The 12,287-nt window shown below is 41.2% G+C and carries 13 protein-coding genes and 1 tRNA gene; 10 read left to right on the top strand and 4 right to left on the bottom strand.

Annotated elements, in window-relative coordinates; genetic code table 11:
- Positions 1–14: 14 nt before the first annotated feature.
- Positions 15–566 (bottom strand): inorganic diphosphatase, encoded by a 552-nt coding sequence (locus PLF31_01865; GenBank protein ID HRH26197.1) that lies wholly within the window; start codon positions 564–566, stop codon positions 15–17.
- Positions 567–585: 19 nt separating this feature from the next.
- Positions 586–1,794, bottom strand: a complete 1,209-nt coding sequence (gene nusA, locus PLF31_01860) for a transcription termination factor NusA (GenBank protein ID HRH26196.1) — start codon at positions 1,792–1,794, stop codon at positions 586–588.
- 433 nt (positions 1,795–2,227) lie between these two features.
- Between nusA and PLF31_01855 the strand changes: the two genes are divergently transcribed.
- The 3 genes from PLF31_01855 to PLF31_01845 all read left to right on the top strand — a co-directional run bounded on the left by PLF31_01855 (position 2,228) and on the right by PLF31_01845 (position 4,896).
- Positions 2,228–2,740, top strand: a complete 513-nt coding sequence (locus PLF31_01855; protein HRH26195.1) for a ribonuclease H — start codon at positions 2,228–2,230, stop codon at positions 2,738–2,740.
- 34 nt (positions 2,741–2,774) lie between these two features.
- Positions 2,775–3,368 (top strand): hypothetical protein, encoded by a 594-nt coding sequence (locus tag PLF31_01850; GenBank protein ID HRH26194.1) that lies wholly within the window; start codon positions 2,775–2,777, stop codon positions 3,366–3,368.
- 244 nt (positions 3,369–3,612) lie between these two features.
- A complete protein-coding gene (locus PLF31_01845) occupies positions 3,613–4,896 on the top strand; it encodes a ComEC/Rec2 family competence protein (GenBank protein ID HRH26193.1) in 1,284 nt (427 codons plus the stop codon).
- Here the strand turns inward: PLF31_01845 and PLF31_01840 are convergent.
- Both PLF31_01840 and PLF31_01835 read right to left on the bottom strand, forming a co-directional pair.
- The gene (locus PLF31_01840; protein ID HRH26192.1) at positions 4,886–5,494 is read right to left on the bottom strand and encodes a Fe-Mn family superoxide dismutase; all 609 of its coding nucleotides are present in this window, start codon (positions 5,492–5,494) and stop codon (positions 4,886–4,888) included. The two genes, PLF31_01845 and PLF31_01840, sit on opposite strands and share 11 nt — an antisense overlap.
- A 93-nt stretch (positions 5,495–5,587) precedes the next feature.
- The gene (locus PLF31_01835; GenBank protein HRH26191.1) at positions 5,588–5,830 is read right to left on the bottom strand and encodes a bL28 family ribosomal protein; all 243 of its coding nucleotides are present in this window, start codon (positions 5,828–5,830) and stop codon (positions 5,588–5,590) included.
- Positions 5,831–5,920: 90 nt separating this feature from the next.
- Between PLF31_01835 and PLF31_01830 the strand changes: the two genes are divergently transcribed.
- From PLF31_01830 to PLF31_01800, 7 genes are all read left to right on the top strand, one after another.
- Positions 5,921–6,562 carry a site-2 protease family protein gene (locus PLF31_01830; GenBank protein HRH26190.1) on the top strand — a complete coding sequence of 214 codons (642 nt, stop codon included), beginning with the start codon at positions 5,921–5,923 and terminating at the stop codon, positions 6,560–6,562.
- Positions 6,563–6,864: 302 nt separating this feature from the next.
- The gene (locus PLF31_01825) at positions 6,865–7,491 is read left to right on the top strand and encodes a S24 family peptidase (protein HRH26189.1); all 627 of its coding nucleotides are present in this window, start codon (positions 6,865–6,867) and stop codon (positions 7,489–7,491) included.
- A gap of 39 nt (positions 7,492–7,530) precedes the next feature.
- Positions 7,531–8,808, top strand: coding sequence for a DNA polymerase IV (locus PLF31_01820; protein HRH26188.1), 1,278 nt, complete (start codon positions 7,531–7,533; stop codon positions 8,806–8,808).
- Positions 8,809–9,217: 409 nt separating this feature from the next.
- A tRNA-Thr gene (locus PLF31_01815) sits at positions 9,218–9,288 on the top strand.
- 17 nt (positions 9,289–9,305) lie between these two features.
- Positions 9,306–10,226 carry a PCRF domain-containing protein gene (locus tag PLF31_01810; GenBank protein ID HRH26187.1) on the top strand — a complete coding sequence of 307 codons (921 nt, stop codon included), beginning with the start codon at positions 9,306–9,308 and terminating at the stop codon, positions 10,224–10,226.
- 404 nt (positions 10,227–10,630) lie between these two features.
- Complete coding sequence (gene ftsE, locus PLF31_01805; protein ID HRH26186.1) at positions 10,631–11,311, top strand: cell division ATP-binding protein FtsE; 681 nt, start codon at positions 10,631–10,633, stop codon at positions 11,309–11,311.
- Between the two features lie 12 nt (positions 11,312–11,323).
- The gene (locus PLF31_01800; protein ID HRH26185.1) at positions 11,324–12,244 is read left to right on the top strand and encodes a permease-like cell division protein FtsX; all 921 of its coding nucleotides are present in this window, start codon (positions 11,324–11,326) and stop codon (positions 12,242–12,244) included.
- The last annotated feature ends 43 nt before the right edge of the window (positions 12,245–12,287 follow it).

The raw sequence follows: 12,287 nt of genomic DNA, 5'->3' as shown, positions 1-12,287 counted from the left end.
ACTAAACAAAGAGACTATTTAGCGGCGCTAAACTTGTCGCTGTAGAGTTTCATTGCCTTCTCAACTGCTTCGACAGCTGCTTTCTTTTCGTACACACCCTTAATTTCAACTGTCGCTTTTACATCACCTTTAAGTGCCTTGTATGTCTCAAAGAAGTGAATATATTCCTTGATTGTGTGTTTGTTGAGATCAGCTAGATCGTGAATCTCAGCGAAACGTTTGTCATCAACTGGAACACCAATGATCTTGTAGTCTGATTCACCAGCATCAACCATATCAATAACAGCAACTGGGCGAACTTTTACAAGAATGCCTGGCATAAGTGGGTATGTTGAAAGAAGTACAACGTCTAGTGGGTCATGGTCTTCCCAGAGTGTCTGTGGAACAAATCCATAATCAAATGGATACGGTGCAGAAGAATAGTTCGCACGATCAAGTGCAATCAATCCACTTTCTTTGTCAATCTCATATTTATTGTGAGAACCCTTTGGAATTTCAATGATGACATTAAATTCTTCCGGAACTTTTTTTCCAATAGAAACATCGTGCCATAGGTTCATTTTCATGGTGAAAGTGTATTAACTATTATTCTTGGATGCTATTTCCGTGGATGTCTTTCTGTACGCTTTCTCCCGGAGAGAATGTTGGAGCTGCAGCTTCCTTTGTAGTTTCTTTGTCTGCTGAATCAACTACTTCACCACCAACTGAACGAATATCAATTTTCCAACCAGTGAGTTTTGCTGCGAGTCGAACATTTTGTCCGCCGCGTCCAATTGCAAGAGACTGCTGGTCTTCTGAAACATCAACAGTTGCTCCCTTTGTGACTTCATCAAGAGTTACCTCTACAACACGTGCAGGAGAGAGTGCGTCCTCAATGAACTTCTTAGGATCTTCTGACCATTCGATGATGTCGATCTTTTCTCCACCAAGTTCACTCATAACAGTAGATACTCGGACACCACGCTGGCCTACCATTGCTCCTACTGGATCAATGTGTGAATCCTTTGAGTGAACTGCGATCTTTGAACGTGAGCCAGCTTCGCGAGCTACAGCCTTGATTTCAACTGCACCACTTGCAACTTCAGGTGCTTCAGTTTCGAAGAGTTTCTCGAGGAATTGTGGATGTGCGCGTGATAGGCGAAGGAATACTCCACGAGGAGTGTCTTCTACCTTATATAGATATGCGCGGATCTTTTCACCTTGGCGGTATCTTTCACCACGGATTTGTTCTTCAAATGGCATAACACCAAGTGCACGTCCCATTTCAATGAACATTTGTCCTCGATCGATACGTTGAACAAGACCAGAGACAATTTCTCCTTCTTTCTTTCCATATTCACCAAATACAGTCACCTTTTCAGCCTCGCGGATTTTCTGGATGATGACTTGCTTTGCGGTTTGAGATGCGATGCGACCAAAATCGTCTTGGTGCTCAAGAGGGAAGATGATCTCGTCACCTTCTTTTGCGTCCTTCTTGATACGCTGTGCATCAGCGATGAGCATGTTCTGCTCTGGGTTCCATACAGTGAAACCTTCAGGGAGTTCTTCGTTTGCTCGAGGGTCGTCTTCGTAGATGACGTGTTCTGGCGCAACAACTACCTTTACTTGCATGAATTCCACCTTTCCTGAGTTCATATCAAACTGCGCTCGGACGAGTTGTCCTCGCTTTCCGAACTCCTTTCGGTATGCAGTAGCCAAAGCAGACTCGATAGCTTCGAGGATCTTCTCCTTGGGGATTCCACGCTCTTCCTTAAGTTGGTCGAGCACAGAGTGGATGGTTTTTAGGTCAAACATATGTGGTTTGTTGATTTTTGATAAAAAAATAATCCGCCGCGAGGCGAATAACATATATAGTATTACTCATCTGGGGAGATTTGTCAAACTATCTATTTTATTGCGTAACTATGTGGTTGTGGATAACTTTAGGAGTATGTGGTTGACCTCCTAGACAGGAGGGGTTATATTAAGTGAGTAAGAGTTCTTTCAAAGAGGAAATCAGAGTGTCGAAGAAGCTTGCTTCTAAGACCACACCGATAACCGACCGCGAGAGAACTCTGACAGTTCCTTTTCCCAAAAAAATAGCTCACTTCACCGAACTAAAAGTCCTGGCTTAGCCGGACAGACACTAGGTGGTGGGTTTTTTTGTTTATCAAAATTTCCTTGATTCTGGCCCTCTACATGGGCTTTTTTCATACTTTTAACTTTGTGCGCTAGTATTCTCTACATAATGAATGTAATTGAGGCATATATTGACGGCTCGTGCCGAGGAAACCCAGGCCCAGGGGGCTATGGTGCTGTGTTTATCATAAAAAGCGAGGTTCATGGCCATATAAATCCCAAAATCCATGAAATTGGGGGTCACAAGGAGCATACAACTAACAACCAGATGGAACTTCAGGCAGTTATTGCTGCAATAAAGGAGGTAAGTGGCTTTTTAGAGGCTGATTCTGGCCATATTTTAGAACTTAAGTCAGATTCTGCGTACGTTGTGAAGGGAATGACTGAGTGGATCGCTGGGTGGAAGAGAAAGGGTTGGGTAACTGCAGGGAAGTCACCAGTGCTTAATAGAGAGCTTTGGGAGCAAATTGATGCATTAATGGAGCAGTATGGCCGTCAAATCAAGATTTCTAAGGTGGCAGGACACGCTGGAGTGTTACATAACGAGCGGGCAGATGAGATTGCTACTGCGTTTGCTGATAAGGAGGATATTGGGTTGAGTAGAGCAAGTACTCTTTTTTAAGGTAATTAATCTTGTAATTTTTGTAAAATTTATAATGACGGGTAAAGATGCTGAGATAATTAATAGATATAGAAAATACGTTAGTAACCTAAATGAGCGTTTTATTTTGTTCTGCTATTCGTTCTGGCTTTTTGAAGCAATAGAAGAAAAAAGGGCACCAAATGTAGTAGGAGAAGGAGAGTCTGATTTAAATGTAAGGGCTTTTAATAATTACAAACCCTTTTTTACAATGAGTAGACACTCATTGAACTATTACTTTCTTAGCGAGTTAGCGAAATTATTTGATAGAGACTCGCAATCACTAAGTTTTAAAAAGATTATAAATTTTTGCAATGCAAATCGTAAAGTTCTTAATGTATTATGTCCGAGCACATCCTTAATAGAGTTAGAAATTAAAAAGATACAACCCGATATCGATGTTTTAATTGGCTATAGAGACAAGTATTTGGCCCACGATGATCTTAAAAAGAAAGATTTCGATATTAATAGAGATGGTGTCTTAAAAGTAATTTCCTCTTCGGAGAAATTTTTTAAAACACTTGGTTGTACAACAGATTACCTAGAAATAAAAGAGGAATCACAAAACAGTTTATATAAACTAACTGAGTTAATGAGGTCATCAATTTAGTTATTTTTGAATTAATTTATTAAAATTTGAATCGAGAAATTGCATAATTAAAATGTGTATCGATTTTTAGGTTGGTATATCCTCTACGCACTTTCGTTTGGGTGGTGTGCGGGAATTATTCTCCATGCAAGTGAAATCCATCTAATAAATATTTGGTGGATCATTTGTTTGCTATTGATTGCAGCAACTTTCCACGTAAAAAGTACGATACTAGTAACTGTTACATTGGTTGCGGGATATAGCCATGCATATCTATACCATCACATCGTTTTTGATCCGGACGAGCATGACGCTCGTGCGTATGTGTTTGATACTCAGAGAGAATATACGAAGTGTTCGTGGTGTTATTGTTTCAAAACCTTTAATCTCAGGGGTGTCGCATGAGTTTCATGTTGAAGAAAAGGGAACTCAAAGAAAAATGGTTGTACGGATGGGAGTTAAGAAATGCGATTGTGATCCAGAGTATGGAGATATTGTAGAAGTAAAGGGAACGGCAAACTATGGTGCAGAAAAGTATTTTAAGAAAGGGATATTTATCGAACTTCGTGCGCAAACATATAAAGAAGTAGGAGTAGAGAAGGGTTTCTGGGTACGGCTAGTGCGAACACTCTATAGAATGCGAGTGGAAATAGTAGAGAGGGTAGATACGTTATATACAGAGCCAAGAAGTAACCTATTGTCAGGGCTAATCATTGAGGGCGGCGCGAGTATGCCGGCTGACTTAAAGAAGCAATTTAGTATCGCCGGTCTTTCTCACATTGTTGCACTTTCAGGATTTAATGTGGCAATTGTCATCGAAGCGGTGTTCTTTGTACTTGCCATGGCGAAGCGTAAAACAAGAATATTTGTAGGGATGGGATTCATTGTTGTATTCGGTATCATGACTGGTCTTTCTTCTCCGATTATCCGCGCCTCAATCATGTCGGTCATTAAAGTGGTGGGGCAGTTACTGTATAAGCGATATCATGCACTCCGTGCTCTCATTGTTTCTGGAATGGTAATGGTGTGGTGGAATCCACTATATTTAACTGAAGATATTTCTTTTCAACTAAGTATTGCAGCAACACTTGGGTTGATCGCAGGGAATGAAATTATTTCTTCATGGTTAGAAAAATTACCCCACTGGATGTACATCGGTCAGGGAAGGATAGGTGAAACATTATCAACAACGCTTTCAGCGCAGATATTTGTTACACCGCTCATTGCTGCATACATGGGAACGTTTTCAGTTATCGCTCCACTATCAAATACGTTGGTGTTACCTGCGGTTCCATTTGCTATGTTGTTTGGATTTATTTCAATATGTATCTCATACATCCCTGGAATAGGGATGATCATGTCAGGGCTAGTGATCTTTTTTGCTGATTTGTTACTTCGATATTTACTCCTTGTTGCAAAGTTCACCTCTTTATTACCATTTGCCTCAATACGAATACAGCTATCGCTTAGTATTGCGATAGCTGTAATGTGTCTAACTGGAGTATTTGTTATATATCTCCACGAACGAAGACGACGTTCTATGAGCTGAGTGCCATGCTGGTTGAGCTTGCTTCTGTAAACCATACTTCTGCAGGAGTCCAGTTAGTGTTTTCTAGAAATGCATCAACGTACTTCTTTTTCTCTGATGGAGCATAGTCGAGCATGTATGAGTGCTCCCACATGTCGATTCCAAAGATGAATTGAGCACTATTAAGTTGTCCCAAGTGCTGTTCGTCGATCCATGCGTTAACTAACTGCTTGCTGTCTTTGTCATAGTAGAGGATTGCCCAACCGATTCCACGAGTCATGGCAACTGTTTTGAAACGTGCAAGCCATGCATCGTATGATCCCCATTGTGTTTCGATTGCCTTTCTAAGAGCAGAACTGTCTCCAAGAGCTTTTGGTCCGTTTTCAAGGAGTTTGAAATAGTACTCGTGGTTCTTAATACCGTTGAATTCAAATCCAAATCGTCGCTGCATTTCAGAGACTGCATATGCAAGCTTCTCATCTGTGCCTAATTCAGCAATCTTTTCAAGTATGAGATTAGCGTGCTTAACGTATCCAGCGTAGAGCTTGAGGTGTTCATCGACTGTTTTCTTTGAAATACCGTTAAGGTCTGGGATGGCGAACTTCTGTTCGGTGAACATAGTTATGTATTTAGGTGAGTAATATACCTATTGTACAGAATATATAACAAAAAATCCCCATTTATGGGGATTTTTGTTTAGAGTATCTAGAAACTAGATGAGCCCTGCTTTCTTGAGTGTTGCGAATGGTCCGTTCTTCTGGACTGTCTTGATTCCTCGAGCTGAGAGAGTTACTCGTACTGACTTATTAAGTTCAGGAATAAAAATCTTCTTTGTCTGAAGGTTTGCGTACTTTCGCTTTGCGCCAATAGGGTTAAATTGGGTAGCACGGGTACGGTTTGAGTAGCCTCCAACCATGAGAGAGCTCTTTTTTGTGACTGCGCATACTTTTGCCATAGTGAAGAGCATCCTACCATCTGGGAAGATCTTTGGCAATCCTTTTTGGTCGTTTATGCATATATAATAGTATCCATACATATATAGAGTATGGAACTAGAAGCCACAACAATCATATTTTACGTAGCAATATTGGTTTTTTCAGTCATTTTGCACGAATTAGCCCACGGATACGCTGCACTATGGAGGGGAGATCCAACAGCGAAGTATGCTGGACGCTTAACCCTTAACCCAGCAAGTCACCTTGATCCAATTGGGTCCTTTGTCGTACCTCTCATTGGGTACGTGCTCGGAGGCTTCATAATCGGTTGGGCAAAGCCTGTTCCATATAACCCATACAACTTACGTAAACCACGATTAGACGAGTTCTTGATCGCTGTAGCGGGTCCTGTGACCAATTTAGTCATCGCCATTGTCTCAACAGTACTTTTGGCACTTGTGGTTCAGGTAGAAGCGTCTCTGGGCGGTTTTGTAAAGCCAATGGCTGAATTTTTGCTCATCTCACTTTCACTAAACATTTCTCTTGCAGTGTTCAACCTCATTCCAATTCCACCACTTGATGGATCAAAAATCCTTTTCTCTATTCTCCCACCAGCGGTCTCGTATAAAGTGAGGGGAGTCTTGGAGCAGTATGGATTCATGCTTGTTCTTATCCTCATCTTCTTGTTTTCATCAGTTATTGGGCTAGTTGCCTCGACACTAATTCGTTTTCTCCTTTCGTTTGTTGCATAAAGAAACACCGGCAGGGTATGCCGGTGTTTTTTGTATTGTTGTCATCTTCCCAACTTGACCTTTCTTGGATGTCGTTTGCCGCATTCGCATGTGTCACGTGCCGCCCGGGTGATCATTGAAGTGATCTTGTTGGTCGCGCGTAACTGAAATGGAATGAAGCAACGGTTTGGATCGATCTTCCTTCTGTACATGTGCTCTCCGTGTTGAGGAAAGGTACCAGGAAAAAGAGTACTGGAATTGTGCGGAGAGTGCAATAGAAGGAAGGGGGTTGCTATATAGAACAATTGTTCTATACTGGGTACATGCCCAAGAAAAAGCCATTATCACTGATCTCTGCTTCACAGAAAATCACTGACTTTTTTCAGAAGTCAGGACGGATGCCAGGAGTTACCGACATCATGAAAATATTTAAATATAAATCTCGAAACTCTGCCTTCTATCTTTTAGAAAAATTAATTGATGCTCGACTTATGTCAAAAGACAAGCAAGGCAGATTGCTTGTCCCTGACAATGAGGTGAAAACATTACTCGATCAACTACCACTTATTTCTGGAATGATTCCAGCTGGATTTGCTGCGCCAATCGAAGGTGAACTTTCAGACATGTTATCGATCAGTGATTACTTAATTCGTAATCGAGAAGCAAGTTACATTCTTCGTGTGAAAGGGGATTCAATGCGTGACGCGGGAATTGAAGAAGGTGACATGGTTGTGTTTGAACGGACACCTGATGCCAAGCCGGGTGACATTGTTGTAGCACTAACCGATGATGGATACACGTTGAAATATTTACGAAAAGAAGCAGCGTCAAAACAATATCCGAAGAGTAGATATTTTCTTGAACCAGCAAATTCAGACTATCCAAAAATATATCCCAAAGAGGGACAGGTGGTTGGTGTTGTTGTTTCCACCTTTAGAAAATATAAATGATTCGGTATGAAGAAAAAATAAAATATAAATAAAATATTTATGAACAATCCGCTTTCCATTCGATCGTTCCCAAAAGCGATTGTTCATTTCGATGGCGACGCATTCTTTGCGTCAGTTGAACAAGCGCGTAATTGGAAGTTGCGTGGAAAGCCGGTTGCAACTGGTGGAGAAAGAAACATCATTGCATCAATGAGTTATGAAGCGAAGCGTCGTGGAGTTACACGTGCCATGACCATAAAGGACGCAAAAGCAGTCTGTCCTGATTTGGTGATGCTTCGATCGGATTATGAATTGTACTCACTATACGCACGTCGTATGTATACGATTGTCCGTAGATTCACTTCGGCAGTTGAGGAGTATAGTATCGACGAATGTTTTGCTGACATCACTGGTCTTCGCGCGTACCACCACATGTCGTATGAAAAGATTACTGCACTCATTAAGGACACACTCGAGCAGGAGTTAAACGTGACCTTTGGAGCTGGGCTTGGACCAAATAAATCAATTGCAAAGATTGCCTCTAAATGGCAAAAGCCAGCAGGTCTAACGGTCATACCAGGAAGAAAGATTCATGAGTATCTAGGACAAATTCCAATTGGAAAAATTTGGGGTATTGGTTTCTCAACTGCAGAAATGTTACGTAAGAGAGGAGTACAAACGGCACTAGACTTCGCACTTAAAAGTGAAGCGTGGCTCGATGAATACCGCATTGCAAAACCATATAAAGAGATCTGGCACGAGTTTCACGGAAGGTTTGCCAAAGAAATCAATGCAGACCCTCATAGTGACATTGCCTCGGTAGTTGTTTCACGGACATTTACACCACCGTCAAAAGACCGCAGTTTCATTCTGTCGGAGCTCTCAAAAAACATTGAGGGTGCTTGTCATAAATTAAGGTTTCATGGGATGCGTTCAGACTCTATGTTGTTCAAATTGAAGACTCAAAACTTCACATATGTTTCACATAGTGTTTCACTCGCTGTTCCAACCTCTACACCTGGGGATTTTATCAATCTCATGCAGAGAGTATTCGATAAAATTTTTGATCCTGGAGCTGAATATCGTGCTTCAGGTGTGTCGTTTCACCACCTCTCTCCTGAAGATGGGTCACAACTTTCGCTGTTCGACAGTGATTCAGAGGAACATATGAAGTCGCGTGAATCAGTGTTTACCACAATTGACACCATTAATCACAAACTTGGAACTCAAGCAATTTATCTTGCATCAAGTGCGAAGTCGTTAGAGTTTCGGAAAAGTAGAAAGGAAAGCGGACAACCTCGAATGCTCGAACTTCCATTTTTAGGGAACACTATATGAGACGCCAGTACGGTTGACCGTACTGAGATTAAAGACATGTCTTTTTGTAATTGAAAAAGTGAAGTAAGTGTAATACGATGCATGAGTCCTTAATGAGGTAAGGATTACATGCCAATGTAGCTCAAATGGTAGAGCACCCCCATGGTAATTGATTTGCCCTTACATGTAGTAATGCATGTTCGAATCCCGAATAACGGTTAAAGACCAAACTACAGGTTGAGACCGTAGCGTTACAAACGCTCGAACGACTGACAAGGGAATCATAAAATTTTTGTGGTTAAGATACAGTCTAGCCCTCATCAATAGTAGGAAATAAAAATGAGGTAGTAGTGAAGGGGGAGGTAGCCGGTTCAATCCCGGCCATTGGCTCACGCGATTGAAAAAGTTTTTTCGCGAGATTTGTTTTCAAGCCAAATTAGTTCAGTGGTAGAACATTACTTTCGTAAAGTAGGAACATGGGTTCGATTCCCATATTTGGCTCCTGATATTCTATATATATGAACCCAGACAACGAAAAAAAAGAAGTAACAGCAAACTCAGCTATTGGTGCAATCGATATTCGCATACAAGAAATTGAGGCGCTAATGCAAAGCGCTGACTTTTGGCAAGACAAAGAAAAAGCACAGACGGCAGTTCGAGAACTCCAAGAACTAAAAGCAAAAAAAGAAGGACATGGAGTATTTGATCGAGGTGGCGCGGTTGTGAATATTTTTTCTGGAGCGGGAGGTGATGATGCAGAAGATTTTTCTGCAATGTTATTTGATATGTATAGAAAGTATGCGAGCAACATGGGTTGGTCAGCGTCACTTATTCATGAACACGCAAATGATCACGGAGGATATAGAAATGTCACATTTGAACTTGATGGAAAAAATGTCTACGGAACTTTAAAAGGAGAGTCAGGTGTACATCGCTTGGTTCGCGTCTCACCATTTAATTCTAAAGACCAACGACATACATCGTTTTCAATGGTTGAAGTATTACCAAAATTTGAAAAGGTAACTGACTTTACAGTTCCTGAAAGTGAAATCAGAATTGAACTTTCAAAAGCAGGTGGTCCCGGTGGACAAAATGTAAACAAACGAGAAACAGCAGTTCGTGCAATTCACATTCCAACAAATATTGCAGTGCATGTAACATCGGAACGGTCACAAGCGCAGAACAAAGAAAAAGCATTACAGTTCTTGCGAGGAAAATTATATAAACGAGCTGAGGAAGAACGTATTGCAAAAGAGCGTGGTCTCTCGATTAGTAAAACAACAGATATCGAATGGGGAAACCAAATTCGATCGTATGTTCTTCATCCATACAAGATGGTAAAAGATCATCGAACTGATGTTGAGGTGCACGATCCAGAAAAAGTATTCAATGGAGATCTTGAAAAGTTTATAGAAGCAGAGAAGAATTTGGGAATATAAAAACACCTGGCGAAAAGTTTGGAGCTTCGCCAGGTGTCGGTGTCGTCTTCAGGAACCAGAAACCAATCTCATAATCAAACAGAACCTCCTTTCGTAAGTTTACTGTATCTTTCGATAAGAATACATCTGCTTAAAAAAAGTGCAAATTTGAGAAACAAAAAACCCAACGTAGCGTGCCGATAAAAAACTACGTTGGGTTTACCAAGTGATATTCCATGACTATGGTGCTTAATCCGCGGCACTGTAACTAATGCGATGTGCACCTCCCAGTAAAAGAGATTGTTCAAAACGAGCCTACTCTATATATAGTACGCTTGGCTAAAAAATGACAATGTCTATTGTTTATAGCTCTAAAAATCTGTGGGTATTGCATCTCTCTTAAATCGTGTACAATAGTCGAAGCGATGATTTATTTTGACCGTGTTTCTAAAGTATATGGGACTGATTCTGTAGCGCTTGATAATGTAACTTTTACTGTCGAGCCTAAAGAATTCGTAACTATCGTAGGTCACTCAGGCGCCGGCAAGACGACCATGCTTAAAATGGTCCTTGCAGAGGATAAGCCAACATCAGGTGGGGTGTTTTTCCACTCAAGTAACATCCACTCTCTTAAAAAGAAGGAAATTAACCTCCTTAGACGTAAAATTGGTACCGTTTTCCAGGATTTTAGGCTTCTCCCAAAGAAAACAGCCTTTGAAAACATTGCATTTGCCATGGAAGTGGCAGGAAGGAGTGACAGCGAGATTGCAGGAGACGTCCCACACGTCCTTGAACTCGTTGGTTTGAGCCATAAATCAGGTAGTTTCCCTCATGAACTCTCAGGAGGAGAAAAACAGCGTGTTGCCATTGCCCGAGCTATTGTTAACCAGCCTGATTTGATCATTGCTGATGAGCCAACTGGTAACCTCGACCCAATCAGTACGTATGAAATTGTGCAGATCTTGAGGAAAATCAACGAACTCGATACGACAGTAGTACTTACAACCCACAACAAGGGTGTAGTTGATGCGGTTGGAGGCAGAGTTATTACTATGGAGCGTGGAAGAATTGTCCGCGATGATAGAGAAGGAAGGTACGTACTGTAAAATAGCAATATTATGTGGACAAACATTAAAAGAATCTTACGAAGCGGTTTTATCCAATTTTGGAGGAGTAGCTTCGTGTCTATCTCATCTATTTTTGTAATGGTAATTACACTTGCTGTAATTACTTCAAGTATTTTTGTAAATGCTATCCTCGAGCGAACGCTCTCTGAGATCCGTGGGCAGGTTGATGTAAATGTATATTTTGCTCCACAAGCTGAAGAGGCAAGTGTATTTGATATTAGAGAAGAATTAGAGAGTCTTCCTGAAGTTGCTGAGGTTACCTATGTCTCTCGAGACCAGGCACTTGCAGATTTTCGCCTCCGACATCAAAACGACAGCACAATCATTCAGTCACTTGAAGAAATCGGTGATAACCCACTCGGCGCAATCCTTAATGTGCGAGCTGTACAGCCTGATCAGTATGAATCTATTGCAGCGTACCTTAATGACAACGGCACACTAACAAACGAAGGGCTTCCAATCATTGAGCGAGTAAGTTATGAGGATAGCAAGACTGCAATTGATCGTTTGTCTCGCATTATCGATGCGGCTGAGCAATTCGGTGTAGGAATCTTGGCAGTACTCGTGACACTTTCTATCATCATCACGTTTAACACGATCCGTTTGGCAATCTATATTTCACGAGAGGAAATTTCAGTAATGCGTCTCGTTGGGGCAAGTAACAAGTACATCCGTGGTCCGTTTGTTGTTACTGGTGTCATCTGTGGAGTTGTGGCTTCTGCAATTACCCTCGTACTGTTTTATCCAATCGCATACTGGATAGGTGGCCAAACAGCAGGATTCTTCTCAGGGTTTAACATCTTTGAATACTATATTTCTCGTTTCGGCTTTATTTTCATAGTGGTGCTCACATCAGCAATCTGCATGGGTGCAATATCAAGTTGGCTCGCAGTACGTAAATATCTCAGATAGCCATGACTAGTTCTCTTCTCCAGACCATTCAGATAACAAACAA

The sequence above is a fragment of the Candidatus Paceibacterota bacterium genome (genome assembly GCA_035438625.1).
Taxonomy (GTDB): domain Bacteria; phylum Patescibacteriota; class Minisyncoccia; order Phycocordibacterales; family DAORIS01; genus DAORIS01.
The sequence above is the reverse complement of the archived record's forward strand: the minus strand, read 5'-3'. Positions and strand labels throughout refer to the sequence as shown.